Here is a 24561-nt window from a genome sequence, read left to right as displayed (position 1 = left end):
TGATGTGCAGAAGATAATTTGTTTTAAAAGCAAAGCGAAGATTGATATATGAGTGACGAAATTAACGAGCTACCGGAAGAACATTCAGACTACAAACCGGCGAACGCACGGGACGAAAACGTTAAGCATCAACTGACAGGCATGTACCAAAACTGGTTTTTGGACTATGCTTCGTATGTGATTCTGGAACGTGCCGTTCCGCATATTAACGACGGTTTAAAGCCTGTTCAGCGACGTATCCTACATTCCATGAAGCGTCTGGACGACGGACGATATAACAAAGTTGCCAACATTGTGGGACACACCATGCAGTTCCATCCGCACGGTGATGCTTCCATTGGAGATGCCTTGGTACAACTCGGACAGAAAGATTTACTGATAGACTGCCAGGGTAACTGGGGTAATATCCTTACCGGAGACGGTGCCGCCGCTCCCCGTTATATCGAAGCACGTCTTTCCAAGTTTGCTTTGGATGTTGTCTTCAATCCCAAGACTACCGAATGGAAACAATCTTATGACGGACGAAACAAGGAACCGATCACTCTTCCTGTGAAATTCCCGTTATTGCTGGCGCAAGGAGTGGAAGGTATTGCCGTAGGGCTTTCTTCCAAGATATTGCCGCACAATTTCAATGAACTTTGTGATGCTTCCATCAATTATCTCCGCGGAGAGGAATTCCAACTGTATCCCGATTTTCAGACGGGTGGTTCTATCGACGTAGCCAAGTACAACGACGGAGAACGCGGCGGAGCTGTGAAAGTGCGTGCCAAAATCAACAAACTGGATAACAAGACGCTTTCCATCACAGAGATTCCGTATGGCAGGACTACTTCTTCTGTCATCGACTCCATCCTGAAAGCTGTTGATAAAGGAAAAATCAAGATTCGTAAGGTAGACGACAACACGGCTGCCAACGTAGAAATATTGGTGCACCTGGCACCCGGAACATCATCGGATAAAACGATTGACGCCCTCTATGCTTTCACAGATTGCGAAGTAAGCATCTCGCCCAACTGCTGTGTTATCGACGACAGCAAACCACACTTTCTCACTGTCAGTAAAGTCCTGAAAAAGTCGGCAGACAATACGCTGGATTTGTTGACGCAGGAATTGGAAATCAAGAAGAACGAAATACTGGAAGCTCTGCACTTCTCTTCTCTTGAGAAAATATTTATCGAAGAGCGTATCTATAAGGACAAAGAGTTCGAACAGTCCAAGGATATGGACGCTGCCTGCGCACATATCGACGAGCGTCTGACGCCCTACTACCCGCAGTTTATCCGCGAAGTGACCAAAGAGGATATTCTCAAACTGATGGAAATCAAGATGGGACGTATCCTGAAATTCAACTCGGACAAGGCGGACGAACTCATCGCCCGGATGAAAGAAGAAATTGCCGAAATCGACAACCACCTGGCACATATCGTTGACTATACCGTCAACTGGTATCAGATGTTGAAGAACAAATACGGCAAGAACTTCCCGCGCCGCACGGAACTGCGCAACTTCGACACCATCGAAGCCGCCAAAGTAGTGGAAGCGAACGAAAAACTTTATATCAACCGCGAAGAAGGATTTATCGGTACTGCTTTGAAGAAGGACGAATTTGTGGCTTGTTGCTCGGATATTGATGATGTCATCATCTTCTTCCGTGACGGTAAATACCTCGTCACGCCTGTTGCTGATAAGAAGTTTGTCGGCAAGAACGTCCTTTATGTCAACGTATTCAAGAAGAACGATAAGCGTACCATCTACAATGTCACCTATCGTGACGGTAAGGAAGGTACGACGTACATCAAGCGTTTTGCAGTGACTTCCGTTGTGCGCGACCGCGAATATGACGTCACACAGGGAACACCCGAATCACGCATCACTTATTTCAGCGCCAACCCGAACGGGGAAGCTGAAATCATCAAAGTGACTTTGAAACCGAATCCACGTGTAAGACGTATCATCTTTGAGCGTGACTTCAGTGAAATAAGCATCAAAGGCCGACAGGCACAGGGAGTTATCCTTACCCGCCTACCGGTACACAAGATTGCCCTGAAACAGAAAGGTGGTTCTACGCTCGGTGGACGTAAAGTATGGTTTGACCGTGACATCCTCCGTCTCAACTATGACGGACGGGGTGAATATCTGGGTGAATTCCAGAGTGACGACACCATACTGGTTGTTCTGAACAACGGCGACTTCTACACCAGCAATTTTGATTTGAGCAATCACTACGAGGATAACGTGAGCATCGTCGAGAAGTTCGACCCCAACAAGATATGGACTGCTGCGCTTAATGATGCCGACCAACAGAATTATCCGTATCTGAAACGTTTCTGCTTTGAAGGTTCCAACCGTAAGCAGAACTACCTGGGCGAGAACAAGAATAATCGTCTCATCTTACTGACCGATGAATACTACCCACGCCTGGAAGTGGTATTCGGAGGACATGACAGCTTCCGGGAAGCATTGGAAATCGACGCGGAAGAATTTATCGCTGTCAAAGGATTCAAGGCGAAAGGTAAACGTATCACTACCTATACGGTGGAAACGATTAACGAACTTGAACCGACCCGTTTCCCTGAACCCGAACAGTCATCACAGGATGAACCGGAAGAAGAACCGGAGAACCTGGACCCGGACAGCGACAAAAGTGAAGGAGATATTATTGACGAAATCACCGGGCAGATGAAGTTATTCTGATGAAGAAAAAACTAATATACTTGGGGCTGACAGGATGTATCCTGTTCGCCCTCTGCACAAAATTACAGGCACAGACGGACAGTCTGCAAACCCATCGCTATGTAACGCGTGCCACCATGTACGGTATCGGATTTACCAATGTGTTCGATACCTATCTTTCGCCCCAGGAATACAAAGGAATCGACTTCCGTGTTTCCCGCGAAACGATTCGGATGACCAAGCTGTTCGATGGAAATATATCTGTCCAGAATTTCTTCCAGGCAGACGTTGGCTATACGCACAACCGTGCCGACAATAATAATACTTTCTCCGGTCTGGTTAACTGGAACTACGGACTTCATTACCAGTTCCGCCTGACAGAAAACTTTAAATTACTGGCAGGAGGATTAATTGATGCCAACGGTGGTTTTGTCTACAATCTCCGGAATACGAATAATCCTGCTTCCGCAAGAGCTTATGTAAATTTGGATGCTTCGGGAATGGCAATCTGGCATCTGAAAATCAAACGTTACCCGATGGTATTGCGCTATCAGGTCAATCTTCCTGTTATGGGAGTATTGTTCTCACCGCACTACGGACAGTCATACTACGAGATTTTCTCTCTGGGCAACTCCAGCGGAGTGGTAAAATTCACTTCCCTGCACAATCAGCCTTCACTCCGGCAGATGCTGACTGTCGACCTTCCGATAGGATGTACTAAAATGCGATTCAGCTATTTGGCGGATTTGCAGCAGTACAAAGTAAATAATATCAAGACACATACCTATTCTCATGTATTCATGGTAGGATTTGTGAAAGACCTATACCGTATCCGAAATAATAAAGAATCAGTCTTGCCCTCTGCGGTAAGAGCTTATTAAGAGAACAAAAAATTTAATGTTGAAACTTCAAAGTGTGAGAGATAACAAGAATGAGAAATAAGATTATACAAATACTTTTGCTGTTCTGCTGCCTGCCGATACTGACCGGCTGTATCAGAGAGGATGAGTATGCCAATGATCCTGTAGGCAACTTCGAGCAACTATGGAAGATCATTGACGAACAGTATTGTTTTCTGGAAGCAAAAGGTATAGACTGGGATGCCGTTCACGAAGAATACAGGAAACTGATTATACCGACTATGTCCAACGATGACCTGTTTGATATTTTGAGTCAGATGCTATATATACTGAAAGACGGACATGTCAATCTTTCCTCTGCCAAGCGCACTTCTTTTTATGACGACTGGTATCAGGGTTATGACTGGAACTACCGGGAGGATATTCTCTATCAGACTTACTTGGGCAGTGCCAGCAGTGGTTATTACACCGCTTCCGGCTTGAAATATAAGATATTCGATAATAATATAGGATATATCCGTTACGAAAGTTTCAGCGCAGGAGTCGGGAATGGTAACTTGGACGAGGTTCTCAAATATTTAGAACTTTGCAACGGATTAATCATTGACGTACGTGATAATGGGGGAGGAAACCTTACTAATTCTACCCGTATCGCCGCTCGCTTTACCAATAAAAAGACGCTGACCGGATATATTCAGCATAAAACCGGACCGGGACATAATGATTTCTCCAAGATGGAACCAATCTACCTGGAGCCATCCAACAGTATCCGGTGGCAGAAGAAGGTTGTCATATTAACGAACCGCCGTTGTTATAGTGCAACAAACGATTTTGTCAATGCAATGCGCAGTATAGAGGATACAGAAATTATCCAGGTCGGTGACTGGACCGGTGGCGGTTCGGGACTGCCTTTCTCATCGGAATTACCGAACGGATGGAGCATCCGCTTCTCTGCCAGCCCGCACTTCGACAAAAATGAGCAACTGCTGGAGGAAGGCATAGCACCGAACGTCGCTATCAATATGTCTGAATCAGACCAACTTAAGCATAAAGATACTCTGATAGAAAAGGCATTCGAGATATTAAGTGAATAACTTTATTTCCGAATTATTTGTCAAATCAGAAAATCTTCCTATCTTTGCACCGCTAAACAAAAAGCGACGCATGCGGATGTGGCGTAATTGGTAGCCGCGCCAGACTTAGGATCTGGTGCCGTGAGGCGTGTAGGTTCGAGTCCTATCATCCGCACAGAAATAAAACTAGAAGCCTTCAAGATGCCATCTTGGAGGCTTTTTTAATTGATAAGACATGAATAAACATCAACTTTGCTGTATCGGTCACATCACACTGGACAAAGTCGTTACCCCGCAAAACACGGTCTATATGCCGGGCGGAACTGCTTTTTATTGTTCGCACGCCATCCGTCATTTTAATGATATTGACTACGCATTGGTGACAGCAGTCGGTGCTACCGAAATGAATGTGGTAGAACAACTACGCGAACTTGACATTGATGTAACCGCACTACCCAGCAAGTATTCGGTATATTTCGAAAATATCTACGGTGCCAACCCTGACGACCGCACCCAACGTGTATTAGCCAAAGCCGACCCGTTCACCGCTACCGAACTGGAAGGAGTGAATGCGGAGATTTATCATCTCGGTTCTTTGCTGGCTGATGATTTCTCATTAGAAGTAATCAAAGAACTTTCCCGAAAAGGATTGATTGCGGTAGACTCACAAGGTTACCTTCGCGAAGTACGTGACACGCACGTGTATCCTGTAGACTGGACAGATAAACGGGAAGCACTTCAATATATCCACTTCCTAAAAGTCAACGAACACGAGATGGAAGTGTTGACAGGTCTTGCCGACCCGCACGAAGCCGCCCGCCGGTTATATGAATGGGGAGTAAAAGAAGTATTAGTCACCCTCGGAAGCATGGGTTCGCTTATTTTCGACGGAACCGACTTTTATCGCATCCCGGCATATAAGCCTGGAGAAGTAGTGGATGCAACAGGATGTGGAGACACTTATACTATCGGTTACCTGTACCAACGGGTATCAGGTGCAAGTATCGAAGATGCAGGACGCTTTGCGGCAGCTATGTCTACATTGAAAATAGAGAAATCCGGTCCTTTCAGCGGAACAAAGGAAGATGTCATTCAATGTATGAAAACTGCGGAAGAGATGTTTTAATCGTTCCTTCATTTACACTCAAAAACTTCAGGATTGAAAATAATCCTGAAGTTTTCCACTCAAAGCATATCAAGATATAAGACTATCTATTAATTCTTTGTTTCATTATCAAAAAATATGCACTTTGTAAGAAGACACCTACAAAAATCACTTTTATAGCATTAACTTCGATGGAGTGCTCACGTAAAACCTCTACAATTTTTAATGCACAAAATAGAGAAATTAGAAATGTAAAAGAATACTGCAAAGCTTTATTCCTAACTTTTAAGAATCGTTCATTTGTTCCCTTACAGCACCAAGGGAACAAACAAGCCAAACTAAAGCCAACAGCAATAGATATTAAATCATCACATACAAACTGGTACATAAACAAGTCATATATTCCCCAGATAACCAGTAGAATGAGAATGATTATATCAGCCAAATTATCTTTTACATATTTCATAATACTATATATTTAACGTTTCATCATCTCCATTATAAACAGCAGTAGGTTATTACAATGAATATGCAATAAAATACCACCTATACACCCTTCTATTACTCGCACGCCAACCGTCATTTTAATGATATTGACTATGAAAATTCAGATTCATTTTAATCCTGAAATTTTCTGCCGCACAAAACAAGTAATGATACTTATTTCGAAGTTGGTAACAATTGTTTGGGGTAATTAATTATATAAACCTGTCCTGTACCAAGCTCTGTTATTTTTATCATATCGGACTGTCTGACAATCATCATCTTAAAATTACCTAGTTTAGGTGAACGAAATCTTCCAACATACCCGCCAAAGCCCCCATTTCCAAAAACTCTGTAGCTATCAGACAAATCTTTTTTAGTAATACTCTCTATTTTTATTTTTGCCTTCTCAAATCTCTTGTTCCCAATTACAGATTGGACTTTAATATAATCGTCAGTAACTGTAACGCAATATGGAGTTCTAAGTGCAAAAAACAAAAGAATCAGTACCCCCAATGCAGACAGAACGATAGAATACCATTCCCTACTTTGAAAAATATTATTAATCATTATAACAATAGCTGCCAAAGCTATCAATGATAATATAGTCACAAGCCAATCAGGCAAAAAGAAATATTTCATACATTCCTAAATAATTAACAGAAGTCCTATCCGTACTATCACATTAAGCTATTTGTGTCGTGGAAATGCCTGAAGAATAAAAAGCCAACAGTACTACCCACAATTACAGCCGCTAAGAGAGACCATTTCCAGCCATACTCAACTCCTCTCAAAAAGCTTATTACTGCCCAAAATACTACTATGAAATAAACATAGGACTCAATAATACACATTTTCTGAGAGACAGAATTATCGTTTCTAACTTTAAGAAACAAAAGCATTACAACGTAAAGTATCTGTGACAGTAATACAATACCTAGCCCAAGCTTACTACCATTTATATAGAATAAGGAAGTAAAAATAATATCCAGCAGTATAAATACTCCTAATACATAAAAGTGATTTTGTTTTTTCATTCTTATCGTTCTAATGTAAATAAAAGACTAAATTCTATTCAACATAAGGAGTTGCACTAGTTGTTTCTGTTGCATCTGTAGAACTTGCAGTCTCTGTGGAGTCCCCCGTAGATGTCGTCTGATCACTACACCTCATTAAAGTAGATCCTCGAGCAGATTCAATAATTGCGCCTGAAAGCGCCCCACCAATTCCACCGTAATACGCTCCAACGGCTGCGCCGGGAACTGCTCCAACACCTCCTGCCATCGTCCCGGCACCTGCACCACCGATGGCACCTGTAATTGCCCCTCCAATAGCTCCCCAAAATGCTCCATCAGCATCTATCCGGGCAACTTGTTTCACTTTCCCCCACAAATCAGACCATCCACGAGTGGCTACTACAGCACCATCTACACCTGACATCCACTCATCCAAGTGCTCCATCCAATAATTCGCAGAATCAATATAAACAGCTGCAGAAATCAAAAGATCATTTTGCTCCTTTTCTGATAAGCTCAAAAATAAAGACGAAGTTATTATTTTCTGTATTTCAGCTTCCATAATTTCTTTAGCTCCTACTTCTACAGTATATATTTCAGATAATTCCTGACGTTGAGCATTAGTAACTAATTCTGATGTAGCTATCTGCTCTTCTAAACTGCGAGCATAGTCAGATACAGTTATGGGGTCTTCTGAATCAGGATTATCAGTTGGCATAGCATCACTTCTACTCTGAGTTTTCTTTACCTGTATACAAGGTCGTTCTTTTACAATGCTTTCTAAATGATTAAGACAGTCTTTTCTTTGATTATCATTCACAATAATCCGTGCAAATTGAGAATCACATTTCACCATATTAGTTACAGTTTCCAAAATAAAATGATCTGTTTCTACATCAAGCTTACTAAAACTCATATTCTCTTCTTTACTTACTAGAAATATCTTATTCAAGCCTTCACTATGTAGTTTTGCATACTCTTCAAACTGTTCAAACCTAGTGAGTACACTTTCTTTCTGCATCTCCAAATCTTGATTCACCTCCAAATTCTCCGTACATGCAATTTGAACAAAAGCCATTAACAGGTATATTATATATAGATTATTTTTTTTCATAACAGCTATGATTTAAAATTAGAATTATAAATTACATCAAATATTCCTCCATTACTGCAATAGAGGAATAATCTAGGTGAACCTATTCTTTCCCAACTTAAAGATGACATTCATAAGCATTAAATTCATTTTGTCCAATACAGACATCCATAAGATTATTGATAAAGACAAATTAAAGTCGTTTTCTTAAGATTATCAAGTAAATGAAGTTACAATTTGGGTTACAAAGCAAGATACAGAAAGAATTACATAATTGAAATATAGATATAAATACTTATTTAGCAGCGTTCCTTATCAACAAGAAGTTTAAAAAGCTCATCACCAAGTTTCTCTTTAATCCTGCTTTTCCGAGTCTTAAAGGCTCCCTCGGACGTACTGGTACAAAGCAGAATCGTATATTTAGAACATCCCGTTGCTAGAAATATACAATAAAGGATATCCTGTTTTGTCAAACTAGCACACTGCAATTTCAAATCAGTCATCAAATCACTGAAGTTCTTATAAAGCTCTTCACAGGTCTTTTGACGCTCGCCTGCATTCAAATGAACTTTATGCCGTAACTCATCATTCTCAATTACACGAATTTTCTTATAAATATCTGTTTCCCTATATAACTGCAAAGATAATTCCAGCTTTGCTTTAAAATGCTTTTCAAAAGTATCCTTTTCTGATTCCATAGGAATAGATTCTCCGTCTTCGCCAGAAGATAGCTTCTGCAAAGTAGCAGCATTTAAACTATTGATTTGCCCTTGCAGCCTAATCACTTTATTTTTTCGTCGTCTGTCCTTTAAAAGAAATACAAGAATTATCAACACACATATACTGACCAATGATAACAGTTTGATTCTATAATCCGAAGATAACTGCCGTTGCAATAATCCCGCTTCGTATTTAGCTCTCATTCTTTCAATTTCCAGCGCATTAGTCGTTTTCTGTATCGAATCAGACAATATCAGAAAAGAATCGACAGCAGCCACTGCGGCTGAGAAATCACCTTCAGTCTTTTCCAAATCATAAAGTTCATAATAACTACCTGCATGACTATATATATAAGGAGAGGTTTTAGCTATATTAAAATAATAACGGGCAGAATCGGCCTGATGCATACTTTTCAAAATTCTTCCTTTCAAAAGATGCCCTGACCACAGTTTATCTTTCGAAGGCGCAATAGCAAGAGATAATGATATGCACCAATGCGCCTTTCGATAATCCCTTTTTTCATAATAAATTCGTGCCATATCACTTAATATCAGATAAGGCCACCGCTTATCACTGTAAGTTTCGGCTATAGACAAAGCTTTTTGATAATATAAAAGAGAACTATCCGGTTGATTACATAAATGATGTACAACTGCTATTCCATGATAACTATTACAAAGATTCTTCTCATCATGCAATTCAAGATACACTTTACACGCTTTTCTATACATATCCAGTGCCTCGACATACATATCCTGATCTTCATAACAAGCAGCTAATTTTGTATAAATTGCCCCTAAATATATACTTTCAGACTTTGCCGGCATTATCTCCAAAGACTTTAAGAATGCATTTACCGCCAATTTCATTCTGCGCATATCTTTATTGGCACATCCCAAGTAATAATACGCTTCCATTTCTTTCTGCCGATTTAGCTCTCCGGCATAATATTTAACCGCTTCCCGAATCAACGAATCACTCGTTTGGCGTATACACAGTTGATCTTGTACACGGGAATATATAATTGCATAATCTGCTCTGTCTTTTTTTGAAAGTTTTTCAGGGTGAACGATAGAATTAAGAACTAACAAAGCGCTATCCGGAGATACTTGCATAAGCGAATCAACATATTCCGAAAGACATGATTCAGAGCTGCTATCTTTCTGACAGGAAGATACAAAGAATACAACAGCAACTGTATGAATCAAAATCATAACGAGACAGTACCTCATAGCATACGATTTACAGGTAAGAGACAGCAATGTAGCAAATAATATACATTCTTCCAAACATTATTCGAAGAAATCACCTTGTTGCACCTTTCATAACAAAAAGAGTAATTCTCAATGTTAAAATCGAGCATTCTTTCTTTTTCCAAAATCTTTTTTGAGTCTGGTTTGTTTCCTTTGTTACTTTCGCCGGCAGACGGCAGAAAAAAGACTTCAACCTAAATAGTAACAAATGGAAAAATTTAATGCAATGAGGACTAGACTTTTACAACATCTTCAGACAAAAGCCACCAGGCTAAAGGGCGTCATTGCGCTCACTTGCCTGCTACTGGTTTCCGCAGCTGCCTTTGCACAGACAAAGACGGTGACAGGAACAGTGACGGATGCTGCCAATGAGCCATTAATCGGTGCATCGGTACTCGTACAAGGAACTTCCACCGGAACCATCACGGATATGGACGGTAAATATTCAATCTCCGTCACTCCGGAAGACGTACTTGTATTTTCATACGTAGGTATGACTTCACAAAGCATCAAAGTGGGAGCACAGAACGTTATCAACGTCACCTTGAAAGAAGACTCGCAAGTACTAGCCGAAACAGTCGTTATCGGATACGGTAGTGCAAAGAAAAGAGACTTGACAGGTTCTATCACCAACGTCAAAGGAGAAGAAATAGCCAATAAGCCGGCTACAAATCCGCTTTCTTCCCTGCAAGGCAAGGTGGCAGGTGTACAAATTGTAAACTCCGGACGTGCCGGTTCCGACCCGGAAATCCGTATTCGCGGTACAAACTCTATCAACGGATACAAACCTCTGTATATCGTTGACGGACTATTCAACGATAATATCAACTTCCTCAACCCTGAGGATATCGAGTCTATGGAGATTCTGAAAGACCCGTCATCTCTGGCCATCTTCGGTGTCCGTGGTGCGAACGGTGTTATTATCATCACCACCAAGAAAGCGAAAGAAGGACAGACATTGGTGAATATAAACACCTCCTTCGGCTTCAAGAAAGTAGTGGATAAGGTGAAAATGGTGAATGCCTCGCAATTCAAAGAGTTGTATAACGAGCAGCTTGCCAATCAAGGAGATGCTCCGTTCGATTATACCGGCTGGGATGCAAACACCGACTGGCAGGACGAGATTTTCCAGACAGCCTTTATCACCAACAATAATATAAGTATCACAGGCGCTTCACCCAAACATAGTTTCTACCTGGGTGTAGGTTATTCTTATGAGCAAGGTAACATCGAGCATGAGAAATTCAGCAAGGTGACTATCAATGCCAGCAATGACTATAAAATCACAGATTACCTGAAAGTCGGTTTCCAATTTAACGGTGCACGTATGCTCCCTGCGGATTCCAAACAGGTATTGAACGCACTTCGCGCCACTCCTATCGCTCCGGTATATAACAACGAATATGGGCTATATACCTCTTTACCCGAGTTTCAGAAAGCACAGATTAACAACCCGATGGTAGACGTCGGACTGAAAGCCAATACTACCAAAGCCGAGAACTACCGTGCATCGGGAAATATCTTCGGCGAAGTGGATTTTCTGAAACATTTCAATTTCAGGGCGACATTCTCCATGGATTATGCATCCAATAACGGACGGACATACACTCCTATTATCAAAGTGTACGACTCTACGGTGAAAGGAGATGTTTCTACTTTGGGTACAGGAAAGACGGAAGTCAGCCAGTTCAAGGAAACTGAAACGAAAGTGCAGAGTGACTACGTACTGACATATACCAACAGCTTTGATAACGGGAATCATAACCTGACAGCCACTGCGGGCTTTACGACCTATTATAACTCATTGAGCCGACTGGACGGAGCACGCAAACAGGGAGTAGGCTTAGTCATTCCCGATGACCCGGACAAATGGTTTGTCAGCATCGGAGATGCTGCTACTGCCACCAATGGTAGTACGCAATGGGAACGCAGCACCCTGTCTATGCTTGCACGTGTCATCTATAATTATAAAGGCAAATATCTGTTCAATGGTTCATTCCGCCGGGACGGCTCTTCTGCCTTCTCCTATACAGGCAACGAATGGCAGAACTTCTTCTCACTGGGCGGCGGCTGGCTGATGAGTGAAGAGGAATTCATGAAAGATATCAAGTGGCTGGACATGTTGAAAATCAAGGCATCTTACGGTACATTGGGTAATCAGAACCTGGATAAAGCCTATCCTGCCGAACCGTTATTGACCAATGCTTATTCAGCAGTGTTCGGACGGCCTTCTATCATTTATCCGGGATACCAGCTTGCCTATCTGCCCAACCCGAATCTTCGCTGGGAAAAGGTGGAAGCCTGGGAAGCCGGCTTTGAAACGAATCTGCTTCGCAACCGCTTGCACTTCGAGGGTGTATATTACATGAAGAATACCAAAGACTTGCTCGCTGAAGTTCCCGGTATTTCAGGAACTATCCCCGGCATCGGTAACTTGGGACAGATTCAGAACAAAGGTGTGGAAATGGCAGTAACCTGGCGTGACCGAATCGGCGAATGGGGTTATTCCGTTAGTGCCAACCTTACTACCATCAAGAATGAGGTAAAGAGCCTCGTTCAGGACGGATATTCTATCATTGCCGGAGATAAGCAGCAGAGTTATACGATGGCAGGTTATCCTATCGGATACTTCTATGGATATAAGGTGGCAGGTGTTTATCAGTCACAGGCTGACATCAACTCTTCTCCCGAGAATACCCTCGCCACAGTTACCCCCGGTGACCTGAAATTCGCCGACGTAAATGGTGACGGAAAGATTACCCCGGAAGACCGTACAATGATAGGTAACCCGACGCCGAAGGTGACTTACGGTTTCTCTCTCGGAGTGGACTACAAGAACTGGTCGCTGGGCATTGACATGATGGGACAAGGCGGAAACAAAATTTATCGCACCTGGGATAATTACAACTTTGCCCAATTCAACTACCTGGCACAACGCATGGACCGTTGGCACGGAGAAGGTACTTCAAACAGCCAACCGTTGCTGAATACCAAACATTCCATCAATACAATGAACTCGGATTATTACATCGAGAACGGTAAATTCTTCCGTATCCGTAATGTACAACTAGCCTACTCTTTCGACAAGAGCTTACTCGCCAAAATACGCCTGCAAGCCCTGAAAGTTTATGTCAACATACAGAACCTGAAGACATGGAAGCATAACACCGGATATACACCGGAACTGGGTGGCACGGCTACCGCATTCGGCGTAGATAACGGCAGTTATCCCGTACCGGCAGTCTACACCTTCGGAATCAACCTAACTTTCTAGTGGTGAGGCACCACACCCAAGTTTCCATGCGGGTGATGAGACACCACACCCAAGTTTCCATGCGGGTGATGAGACACCACTGCCAAGTTTCCATGCGGGTGGTGAGGCACCACTGCCAAGTTTCCATGCGGAATATAACTTCAATTTTTAAAACTAATAATTATATGAAACTAGATAAATATATATTTTCAGCCTTTATTGCTGCTACCGCATTGTTCCTGGGTAGCTGTAGTGACTTCCTGGACCGTAGTCCGCAAGGACAGTTCACCGAGGATGATAATCCGAACGCACTCGTCAACGGTAAGATTTATAATGTCTACACATTGATGCGTAACTACGACGTTACTGCCGGACCTCCTGCATTTGCTATCCACAGCCTTCGTTCCGAGGATGCGGAAAAAGGAAGTATATCCAGTGACGGTTCCGACGTAGCCGAAATGTATGACGACTTCGTTTATACACCGACCAACGGTTTGCTGGGTGCCTACTGGGGAAGGAATTATGCCATCATCTACCAATGTAATGACATACTTACCGCCATCGCCGAAAAAGAGACAGCAGGACAGACGGAAGCCGAAGATATTATCAATAAAGGAGAAGCATCTTTCTTCCGCGCTTACTGTTACTTCAACCTGGTAAGAGCTTTCGGAGAAGTACCTCTCGTAACTTATAAAATCAACGATGCATCGGAAGCCAATATTCCGAAAACGACCGTCGATAAAATCTACGAGCAGATAGACGCTGACCTGAAAACAGCGGAAGAGTCTCTGCCCGAAACATGGAATACCGAATACACCGGACGTCTGACCTGGGGAGCCGCACGTTCCCTGCACGCACGTACTTATATGATGCGTAACGACTGGAACAATATGTATACCGCCTCTACCGACGTCATTAAAAAAGGGCTTTATAACCTGAAAACCCCGTATAATGAAATATTCACGGATGAAGGTGAAAACAACGGTGGTTCTATCTTCGAATTACAATGTACCGCTACCGCCGCTCTTCCTCAAAGTGACGTTATCGGCAGCCAGTTCTGTGAAGTGCAAGGTGTACGTGGAGCAGGCCAGTGGGACTTAGGCTGGGGATGGAATATGGCAACAGAGTACATGGCACAAGCCTACGAACAAGGCGACCCACGTAAGAATGCCACTCTACTCTACTTCCGTAAATCGGATGATGAGCCTATCACCCCGGAAAACACCAACGAACCTTACGGAGAATCCCCGGTTTCTCCGGCAATAGGCGCTTACTTCAACAAAAAAGCTTATACCGACCCTGCCTTACGTAAAGAATATACGAACAAGGGATTTTGGGTGAATATCCGCCTAATCCGCTATGCAGACGTACTGCTGATGGGTGCCGAATCAGCCAATGAGAAGGGAATTCCCGGAGAAGCAGTAGATTATCTGGAACAAGTACGTGCACGTGCCAGAGGTACTAACACCAATATATTACCTAAAATCACAACGAACGACCAGGGCGAACTGCGCGAAGCTATCCGTCACGAACGTCGTGTGGAACTGGGCATGGAATTCGACCGTTTCTATGACCTGGTTCGCTGGGGCATCGCCAAAGAAGTATTGCACGCAGCCGGTAAAACAAATTATCAGGACAAAAACGCACTACTGCCTCTGCCCCAAACGGAGATTGACAAGTCAAAAGGAGTGCTGGTACAGAATCCCGATTACCAATAAGAAAGTTCCCCGGTGCCGAACGGTTGTTTCCTCGGTGCCGGAACTACTGTTCCTCGGTGCCGAACGATGCCTTCCTCGGTGCCGGACATTCAGCGTATAAGGAGGGCTTTATAGAAAGAATACTGAAATAGATATAATGATATGATATACAAGAAGTTAAGTTTATCCATCCTATTATTTTCCGCAGGTCTTCTGACCGCGTCGGCACAGAAGTCGCCACAGGACATGAATCGCTTCATCGATGTACTGATGAATAAGATGACATTGGAAGAAAAAATAGGACAGTTAAATCTCCCCGTCACCGGAGAAATCACCACCGGACAAGCCAAAAGCAGCGATATTGCCGCCAAAATCAAGCAAGGCGAAGTAGGAGGTTTATTCAACCTGAAAGGAGTGGAAAAGATACGTGAAGTACAAAAGCAGGCTGTGGAAGAATCCCGCTTGGGTATTCCATTGTTGTTTGGTATGGACGTTATCCACGGATACGAGACAATGTTCCCTATCCCACTCGGATTATCTTGTACCTGGGATATGGCAGCTATCGAAGAGTCTGCCCGTATCGCAGCCGTAGAAGCCAGTGCCGACGGTATCTCATGGACATTCAGTCCGATGGTGGACATTTCACGCGACCCTCGTTGGGGACGTGTATCCGAGGGAAGCGGTGAAGACCCGTTCCTCGGCGCCATGATTGCCGAAGCAATGGTACGCGGTTATCAGGGAAAGAATATGCTGCGCAACGATGAAATCATGGCTTGCGTGAAACACTTTGCCTTGTATGGCGCAGGCGAAGCAGGACGTGACTACAACACCGTAGACATGAGCCGCCAGCGGATGTTCAACGATTATATGCTGCCTTATGAAGCAGCAGTTGAAGCCGGTGTAGGCAGCGTGATGGCCTCGTTCAACGAAGTAGACGGTGTACCCGCCACTGCCAACAAATGGCTGATGACAGATATTCTGCGCGGACAATGGGGCTTTAATGGTTTCGTTGTAACCGACTATACAGGTATTTCTGAAATGATAGACCATGGTATCGGCGACCTGCAAACAGTATCCGCACGTGCCATCAATGCCGGAGTCGATATGGACATGGTAAGCGAAGGTTTTGTAGGAACAATGAAGAAATCCGTTCAGGAAGGCAAAGTTTCTATGGAAACATTGAACACGGCTTGCCGCCGCATCCTGGAAGCCAAATACAAACTCGGTTTGTTTGATAACCCTTATAAATATTGCGACCCGAAACGCCCGGCACGCGACATCTTTACGAAAGCGCACCGTGACGCAGCCCGCAGAATCGCAGCAGAAAGTTTCGTCCTCTTAAAGAACGACAACGTGACGCTGCATCCGGGTTCCCCTTCGGAACCTCTTCTTCCTTTCAATCCCAAAGGTAATATCGCTGTCATCGGCCCGTTAGCCAACAGCCGGAGCAATATGCCGGGTACATGGAGCGTAGCTGCCGTGCTCGACCGTTCTCCTTCATTGGTAGAAGGTCTGAAAGAAATGACTGCCGGAAAAGCGAATATCAGGTATGCCAAAGGAAGCAATCTGATTAGCGATGCCGCTTACGAAGAACGGGCAACAATGTTCGGCCGTTCACTGAATCGTGATAACCGCACCGACCAGCAGTTGCTGGACGAAGCTCTGAACGTAGCCCGCCAGTCGGATATTATCATCGCAGCTCTTGGAGAATCTTCGGAAATGAGTGGTGAGAGCAGCAGTCGTACAGAACTGAATATCCCTGATGTGCAGCAGAACTTGTTGAAAGAATTAGTAAAAACAGGGAAGCCGGTAGTGCTTGTACTGTTCACCGGTCGCCCGCTGACGCTGAACTGGGAGCAGGAACACGTGCCTGCCATTCTGAATGTATGGTTCGGAGGTAGTGAAGCGGCTTATGCCATCGGCGACGCTCTCTTCGGTTATGTCAATCCGGGTGGTAAGCTGACGATGACTTTCCCGAAGAATGTCGGCCAGATTCCTCTTTACTATGCACATAAAAATACGGGACGTCCATTGAAAGAAGGCAAATGGTTCGAGAAGTTCCGCAGCAACTATCTGGATGTGGATAATGAACCGCTCTATCCGTTCGGATACGGACTTTCTTATACTACCTTCTCTTACAGTGACATTGATTTGAGCAATTCTACCATGGATATGAACGGTTCGCTGACCGCAGCCGTGGAGGTTACCAATACCGGCACATGGCCCGGAACGGAAGTCGTACAACTCTATATCCGTGATATAGTCGGCAGCAGCACCCGTCCCGTAAAGGAACTGAAAGGTTTTGAAAAGATATTCCTGGAACCGGGAGAAATGAAGATTGTCCGTTTCAAGATTGCTCCTGAAATGTTGAGATACTATAACTATGACCTTCAACTGGTAGCCGAGCCGGGTGACTTTGAAGTGATGATAGGTACAAACAGCCGGGATGTGAAAACTGCGAAATTTACGTTGAACTAAACTTTCAGGCACGGATTACACGGATTTCACGGTTTTAGGAACTGTGGTTACATAAAACAACAGCGTAATCCGTGTAATCCGTGCCTAATCCAATAAATTATTACCTTGATTATGAACGATAAATATAAAAGAATCGCAGTGATGAGCGCACTTCCGCTCATGCTGCTTCTATCTGCCATCGCTCTGACTTTCCAGAGCTGTAAAGGGAAAAGCAAAAGTGACAACCTTTCTGCCGCTACCGACTCATTGACGGACGATGCATTAATGGATACGGTTCAGCGAAGGACTTTCCTCTACTTTTGGGAAGGTGCCGAACCAAATAGCGGTCTGGCTCCCGAACGTTATCATGTAGACGGAGAGTATCCGCAGAATGACGCCAACGTAGTCACTTCCGGCGGCAGCGGTTTCGGCATCATGGCTATCCTTGCGGGCATTGACCGTGGCTACGTCACCCGTGAAGAAGGATTGGCACGCATGGAGCGCATCGTCTCCTTCCTTGAGAAGGCCGATCGCTTTCACGGAGCTTATCCGCACTGGTGGTATGGCGACACCGGAAAGGTGAAACCTTTCGGACAGAAAGACAACGGAGGTGACCTCGTGGAAACCGCGTTCCTTATCCAGGGACTTCTTGCCGTGTACCAATATTATGTAAACGGAAACGAGAAAGAAAAGGCACTCGCCCAACGTATCGACCAGATATGGCGTGATGTAGACTGGAACTGGTACCGGAAAGGTGGACAGAACGTGCTTTACTGGCATTGGAGTCCTACGTATGGTTGGGAAATGGATTTCCCCGTTCATGGCTACAACGAATGCATGATTATGTATATTCTTGCTGCCGCTTCGCCGACGCACGGAGTACCTGCCGCCGTCTACCACGACGGATGGGCACAGAACGGCGCAATCGTCTCTCCACACAAAGTAGAAGGAATCGAACTGCATCTCCGCTATCAGGGAACGGAAGCCGGACCGCTTTTCTGGGCACAATATTCTTTCCTCGGACTTGACCCTGTGGGACTGAAAGATGAATATTGCCCCAGTTATTTCCACGAAATGCGTAACCTGACGTTAGTAAACCGTGCCTATTGCATCCGCAACCCCAAACATTACAAAGGTTTCGGACCCGATTGCTGGGGACTGACTGCCAGTTACTCCGTAGACGGATATGCCGCTCATTCACCCAATGAACAGGATGATAAGGGTGTCATCTCTCCTACCGCCGCACTTTCATCCATTGTCTACACGCCGGAGGAGTCCATGCAGGTAATGCGCCATCTGTACAACATGGGTGACAAAGTGTTCGGTCCTTTCGGATTCTACGATGCTTTCAGTGAAACAGACAACTGGTATCCTCAACGTTACCTTGCCATCGACCAGGGCCCTATTGCAGTCATGATCGAGAACTACCGTACCGGATTGTTATGGAAACTCTTCATGAGCCATCCCGACGTACAAGCCGGATTAACAAAACTTGGTTTTAATACCAACAAGCAAGATGTGAGACAGAAATAAATCATGAACGATTCAATATCCCAATCTTTTTCCTATATTTGCACAACAGATATGATGTGTTAATATGGAATTTAATAAAGAAGGATACCTGCCTGAAGGAATTCACACTCTCAGTTGGGATGAATTTGAAGATTTCTTCGGATTCAGTCCCAAACGCAAAGAACTGTTGGATGGATTGCTTCAGGTTATTCATATTCTTAAGAATTGTGGTTGCGAAGCTATCTATATAGACGGCAGCTTCGTAACCAACAAATTGGAGCCCGACGACTGGGATGCCTGTTTCAAAGGAAGTGCAGAGTCTCTTAAGATACTGAAAAAGCAAGAACCTTGCCTGCTCCTAACAGACGATCATAAACTGAGGGAAACGCAAAAACAAAAATTCAAAGGAGAATTATTTCTATATAGTCTTTATGCAGGGCTGAATATCTCCTATCTGGATTTCTTTCAAGGAATCAAAGGAGCAAAGAAGAAGAAAAAAGGAATAATAAAAATAAATCTGAACTGAGATATGATCAAGAACGAAAGCCAATTGACACGCGCCAAACAGGAAATGGAAGAATTACTGGAAGCCTTGTATCAAATAAAAGGGGAAGAGTTGACCGACCGTATGCAAAAGGCAGCATACTGTTGCCGGCTAAAAGACCTGAGTTCGGAAATCGAGGAATTTGAGAAGCTAAGAAACCAACAACACTTATCCTTCACAAATGAAAATCTTCCCAAATCTATCATAGCCTTACGTATTGCTTCCGGATACACCCAGAAAGAACTGGCAGACCAGATAGGAGTACCGGAACAACAAATTCAACGCTACGAACAACAAGAATACGGTAAAGTCAAATTCGAAAGAGTTATACAAATCATCCGGGTTCTCGCTAGAAAATGTGAATTGAATTTTCAGCTTGGTGAGCCTACCCAAGTTCCGGTTCCATTCAAGCAAACGGAAGAATCGGCCAGAGCTACCCGCATTGCCAAAGAAAGAGCTTCACTTATGCTAATCATATAAAGTTATGAAAACATTTACTTTTTATTCATACAAAGGAGGAGTCGGCCGTACATTAGCTTTGGTCAATGTAGCCAATCGCTTGGCTGAATTTGGGAAGAAAGTGTGCATTCTCGACTTTGACCTGGAAGCTCCGGGGCTGCAAAGCAAGTACGCCAAAGAACTTCAACAGCCTGTTCATAAAGGGCTGGTAGACTATATTTATTCGTACGCTGTAGAAAATGTACAACCCCGGCATATATCGGATTACATTGTTGACATTCAGTTAGCCAACGCACTAAGCACCATCCATCTATGTGCGGCAGGCGATGTTGACTCAAGCGATTACTGGAAAAAACTCGCACGCATCAATTGGTGGAACTTATTTTACGAGGAAAACAGTTACGGGATTGATTTCTTTCTGAATCTGAAAAAACAGATAGAAGAGGAACTGGCACCTGATTTCTTATTGATAGATTCCAGAACCGGGATTACAGAAATGTCCGCCATCACTATGTCTTTACTTGCCGACGATGTCGTCTTTCTGGCAGCCAACAATGAAGAAAACATCAAAGGCTGCTGCAAGGTTCTACACTCACTATCCGCACCGGGAAATAACCTGCTGGATATCAAGAGGACTTACCATTTTGTCCTGACCCGCATCCCTCTGCCGGATAGCCCCGATGAGAGAGTAAAGCATACTATCATCGTAGAGCAAAAGACGAATATCATCAGAGAATGCCTCGCCCAAAACGGTGCAACTCTCGAAAGCGCTAATGTGATTCATTCCGATCGTTGCCTGGAAGAGAATGAACTTTGCAATACATCTTATATATACGAAGTATCCAAAACATCTTCCGCCAAAGAATATATGGCACTGTATGATTCTTTGGTAAAGAATTATTTCTCAGAAAAAGACCGCGTAACTTTTGACAATTACAAGCAGTTTCAGTTAGAAGTAGATAAACTTTTACGTTACTATAGAGGAAATGACAGCCGCTTCATGGAACAAGCCGAATTGCTGGTCAAGGTATACCCCAAATTTTCGCATGGATATTCATTCCTGTGCAACTATTATTATGATCGCTTTGAGTTTGAAAAGGCGTTAGAGTATGCACAAAAGGCTACCGCCACCCTTGGACCTGACTTATTTCCGATACAACTCAAGGAGATTTATCTGAACTTCCTATTAGGAGACTATCAGAGAAGTGAAAAACTTTTGAGTAAAATTTATGATAAAGATAATGAGTTCACTGAATTTCTCAAGATACAGATAGACCACATGATGTTCCATAATGAAGAACTTGATATAAAAGCGATCACAAAGCTAATAAAAGCACATCCCGGCAATGTGACATATCGCAACGAAGAGGCGAAATTGTGGAATTTCTATAAAAAACATACCAGTGCGCTTGAAGCCATTTATGAAACTCTGGAAATGGACTCAGAATCGGGAATGTCTTATGCGACCCTTGCAGAAATCAAATATCGCATGAATGACAAACTTGACTTCTACAGAAATATAGAACTTGCCTTGAAATACAATTATGACCTGCGCTGGGTGAAGTATGGCGAAATGTTCTATATATACCAAGAATGTCTCGAAGATGAGAAATTCTTAGCCATACTGGATAAGTATGACGTAAGGCACATTATATCCTTCTGGCTAAGTTGAGTAGGGGTGGTCTGTTACTGACCACCTCCGCCACCCGCGTTTCCACCTCCGCCTTCGCCACCTTTCACATCATTGTTGTCGATGCTTCGTGCAGCTTTCTTCACACTGGCTTTCAACTCTCCAATGCGGTAACTGATACTAAATCCATAGTACCGGCTCGGATACTTGCCTGAACTCCTCGATATAAAATTAGACGATTCAGTATGACTGTTGTAAGTTCTGTATTTCTCAAAGACATTACTGCAAAAAACATTCAAGGACAGGCGTTCTTCTTTCATAAAAGAACGGCTTAACCCCAAACTATAGTAATTATAGCCGGAGCTTCTTCCCTGCAAACTGATACGCGGCGTACTTCCGCCACCATTCAGGCTCAAACGGATTTTCGCCGGTAAAGTTTGTTGAACTCCTCCATAAGCAGAAGCATTCCATCCATAATTATGTAATCCCTCCGCAGGACTCTTCAAATCCCTATAATTTCCTCGCCCGTTGATATAAATTCGCGTTTTAGGAGAAGCATTCCAGTTCAAATAAAAACTTAATCCTGTCTCCCGGCTCTTTCCGATGTTATCATACGTGCTGTACAAGGCATCCTTGGGAGCGTGATGGCCGCCCTCAAAGTCTTCCCCATTTTCAGCAGTTATCAGGCGGCTCACTCTTTCTATTCCATTGTTATTGAAAGAATGACGCAACGAAAGATTAATATTGAACTTGGCACTGAAACTGCTATAAGACAAATCAAATGAATGGCTCTTCTCACTTTTCAGATTCGGATTTCCCTGATTGATAAACATAGGACTCTGGTCATCGAAATAAGGATTCAAGTTCCAGATACCCGGACGCCAGATACGCATATTATATCCTCCACGGAGATTCTGCGTCTTGCCGAGCTTCATGCCCAATGAAACGGAAGGAACCAAATCACTAAAATTAGAGTTGAAATTCTCACCCGGGCCGACCAGGAACTTCACATCCTGTATAGTTTGCTCATAACGAAGCCCCGGCTTAAAAGTGAAATCCTTATATTTCAGCGTATATCCGGCATAAGCAGAAATAATATGATTCAAATGGCGGTATTCGCTACTGCGGTCTTTACTGTACACATAGTCTTCACTCCCGCTCGGAGCTTCATACATTTTATTATCACTAGAGTTGCGCCGGAAAATATATTTGGCACCGGTTTCAATCGTATGCAGTTTTCCAATCGGAGTGGTGTAGTCCACTTGAAAAGTCTGTTCCATTGTATTCGTCTTTCCGTCCGAATGGAAATTCTCCAATTTCAATCTGTCAAAAACCTCCTGCTTGTTTTCATCAAACTCAATGTCCTTATAAGTATTATATAAATCAGAGGTTTGAGGCTGGGAGTTTATTTTATAAGAGAAAGTAATCATTCGCTCTTTATTCTTTCGGGAAGTACGCTGATAGTCTATATTTCCGTTGATAGAATACCATGAGTCTTTTCCATGATTGTCCGTCCGATAACGATAGGCAAAATCCTGGAGGTCTGCTCCATGCAGAATCGTATTCCCATCACTATTGTTTTTTCCACTGTTACCATACATTCCAAAAGCCACAGTCAACAATCTCAAAGTGTCAATCTCATAGCTCGCTTCTAAATTACCATATTGGAAGTTCCCTTTCGACTTAGAACTATTTGCCGATTCCAGATACCTTTCATTTTCCGCACTGGTATAACTGTCCCTGTAACTGCTGGAATAGTTGCGCGGGCTATTATTATAATTATAGTTGTAGTTGGCGGAAACTGTCAGTTTACCCTGCTTCACCATTGCATAAGTGCCTGCGCCTACTCCGTTGTTGTTGGCATTCCCTCTGAAAGTAGCCGTATAGCCTTCGAACCCGCTACCCACAGTAACGATATTCAAAATACCGCCGATACCTTCCGCATCATACTTGGCTCCGGGCGAAGTAATCACCTCGATATACTTAATAGTATTTGCCGGCATACTTTTCAAGACTTCTTTCGGATTATTGCTCATCATGTTGTTGGGCTTTCCGTTCACATGTATCTTAAAGCTACTGCTTCCATTCACCTGCACATTATCTTCCCCGTCCACCGTAACCAGAGGAACTTTCCGAAGCATCTCCAATATGCTATTCGACTTTGAGTCCGGGTCATCTTCAATGTTATATTCAATCTTATCCACATCTACCTTCACCAAAGGCTTCTGGGCGACGACTTCCACTCCTTTCAGTTCATTATTGGCTTCCGAAGAGTACAGCGTACCCAAATCAACGACTTTTGCAGACGACTTCAGAGTAAAATCCTTCACAATCGGTGCTTTACCAATCGAAGAAATGCTAATCACATAATCCCCGGCAGGTATATTCAGTTTCTCCTGAAATTTACCACTCGCCCCGGTCACCGCCATTTTCACAGCTTTGTCGGGAGCATTTTTCTTTGTAATTCTGATAGTTGCATACGGTTCTCCCTCTTGGGTTAACGAATCCAAAAGCACGCCTTTGATTGTAAAAGAAGGGTCTACAGCTTTTTGCGCCCACCCCGTCGCAAATGTAGCAAACACGAATAGTAATAGTAGCAACAGTCTGTGTTTCATGACTAGAATGATTTAGTTTTTTATTTATTAGACGCAGCATATCCTCAAATGCTGCAAACGTGGGGATAAAAGTAGATGGTTTTCCGCCAGTTACGAAACATTCGGAGTTAAGAAAATA

At 43.5% G+C, this 24561-nt stretch carries 17 protein-coding genes and 1 tRNA gene; 12 read left to right on the top strand and 6 right to left on the bottom strand.

Annotated features, from left to right (window positions below; genetic code table 11):
- Positions 1–48 precede the first annotated feature (48 nt).
- The 5 genes from HC965_RS16150 to HC965_RS16130 all read left to right on the top strand — a co-directional run bounded on the left by HC965_RS16150 (position 49) and on the right by HC965_RS16130 (position 5732).
- Positions 49–2694, top strand: coding sequence for a DNA gyrase/topoisomerase IV subunit A (locus HC965_RS16150; protein ID WP_191032421.1), 2646 nt, complete (start codon positions 49–51; stop codon positions 2692–2694).
- Positions 2694–3554 (top strand): DUF3316 domain-containing protein, encoded by an 861-nt coding sequence (locus HC965_RS16145; RefSeq protein WP_191032420.1) that lies wholly within the window; start codon positions 2694–2696, stop codon positions 3552–3554. Before HC965_RS16150 ends, HC965_RS16145 begins: the two co-directional genes overlap by 1 nt.
- 50 nt (positions 3555–3604) lie before the next feature.
- Positions 3605–4627, top strand: a complete 1023-nt coding sequence (locus tag HC965_RS16140) for a S41 family peptidase (RefSeq protein WP_191032419.1) — start codon at positions 3605–3607, stop codon at positions 4625–4627.
- 72 nt (positions 4628–4699) lie between these two features.
- Positions 4700–4781 (top strand) — tRNA-Leu (locus HC965_RS16135).
- Positions 4782–4841: 60 nt separating this feature from the next.
- On the top strand, positions 4842–5732 hold the full coding sequence (locus HC965_RS16130; protein ID WP_191032418.1) for a PfkB family carbohydrate kinase: 891 nt from the start codon (positions 4842–4844) through the stop codon (positions 5730–5732).
- Positions 5733–5814: 82 nt separating this feature from the next.
- Here the strand turns inward: HC965_RS16130 and HC965_RS16125 are convergent, their stop codons facing one another.
- From HC965_RS16125 to HC965_RS16105, 5 genes are all read right to left on the bottom strand, one after another.
- Positions 5815–6177, bottom strand: a complete 363-nt coding sequence (locus tag HC965_RS16125; RefSeq protein WP_191032417.1) for a hypothetical protein — start codon at positions 6175–6177, stop codon at positions 5815–5817.
- A gap of 194 nt (positions 6178–6371) precedes the next feature.
- A complete protein-coding gene (locus tag HC965_RS16120; protein ID WP_191032416.1) occupies positions 6372–6836 on the bottom strand; it encodes a PH domain-containing protein in 465 nt (154 codons plus the stop codon).
- A gap of 38 nt (positions 6837–6874) precedes the next feature.
- A complete protein-coding gene (locus HC965_RS16115) occupies positions 6875–7231 on the bottom strand; it encodes a hypothetical protein (protein WP_191032415.1) in 357 nt (118 codons plus the stop codon).
- A 34-nt stretch (positions 7232–7265) separates the two neighbouring features.
- Positions 7266–8324, bottom strand: coding sequence for a hypothetical protein (locus tag HC965_RS16110; protein ID WP_191032414.1), 1059 nt, complete (start codon positions 8322–8324; stop codon positions 7266–7268).
- A 278-nt stretch (positions 8325–8602) separates the two neighbouring features.
- Complete coding sequence (locus HC965_RS16105; RefSeq protein WP_191032413.1) at positions 8603–10237, bottom strand: tetratricopeptide repeat protein; 1635 nt, start codon at positions 10235–10237, stop codon at positions 8603–8605.
- A gap of 247 nt (positions 10238–10484) precedes the next feature.
- Between HC965_RS16105 and HC965_RS16100 the strand changes: the two genes are divergently transcribed.
- From HC965_RS16100 to HC965_RS16070, 7 genes are all read left to right on the top strand, one after another.
- Entirely contained in the window at positions 10485–13550 is a 3066-nt protein-coding gene (locus HC965_RS16100; protein ID WP_191032412.1) for a TonB-dependent receptor, read from the top strand.
- A gap of 164 nt (positions 13551–13714) precedes the next feature.
- Positions 13715–15247 (top strand): RagB/SusD family nutrient uptake outer membrane protein, encoded by a 1533-nt coding sequence (locus tag HC965_RS16095; protein ID WP_191032411.1) that lies wholly within the window; start codon positions 13715–13717, stop codon positions 15245–15247.
- 141 nt (positions 15248–15388) lie between these two features.
- Entirely contained in the window at positions 15389–17704 is a 2316-nt protein-coding gene (gene bglX / locus HC965_RS16090; RefSeq protein WP_191032410.1) for a beta-glucosidase BglX, read from the top strand.
- A 141-nt stretch (positions 17705–17845) separates the two neighbouring features.
- Positions 17846–19216, top strand: a complete 1371-nt coding sequence (locus HC965_RS16085) for a glucoamylase family protein (protein WP_191032669.1) — start codon at positions 17846–17848, stop codon at positions 19214–19216.
- Between the two features lie 64 nt (positions 19217–19280).
- Positions 19281–19721: a hypothetical protein gene (locus HC965_RS16080; RefSeq protein ID WP_191032409.1), complete on the top strand. Its 441-nt coding sequence runs from the start codon at positions 19281–19283 to the stop codon at positions 19719–19721.
- A gap of 3 nt (positions 19722–19724) precedes the next feature.
- Complete coding sequence (locus HC965_RS16075) at positions 19725–20219, top strand: helix-turn-helix transcriptional regulator (RefSeq protein WP_191032408.1); 495 nt, start codon at positions 19725–19727, stop codon at positions 20217–20219.
- A 4-nt stretch (positions 20220–20223) separates the two neighbouring features.
- Entirely contained in the window at positions 20224–21870 is a 1647-nt protein-coding gene (locus HC965_RS16070; RefSeq protein WP_191032407.1) for a KGGVGR-motif variant AAA ATPase, read from the top strand.
- A gap of 14 nt (positions 21871–21884) precedes the next feature.
- Here the strand turns inward: HC965_RS16070 and HC965_RS16065 are convergent, their stop codons facing one another.
- Positions 21885–24443, bottom strand: a complete 2559-nt coding sequence (locus tag HC965_RS16065) for an outer membrane beta-barrel family protein (RefSeq protein WP_191032406.1) — start codon at positions 24441–24443, stop codon at positions 21885–21887.
- Positions 24444–24561: the final 118 nt, after the last annotated feature.

Origin of the sequence: Bacteroides sp. GM023, assembly GCF_014750685.1 — a bacterium.
Classification (GTDB): Bacteria; Bacteroidota; Bacteroidia; order Bacteroidales; family Bacteroidaceae; genus Bacteroides.
This window is presented reverse-complemented; position numbering and strand designations above follow the sequence as displayed.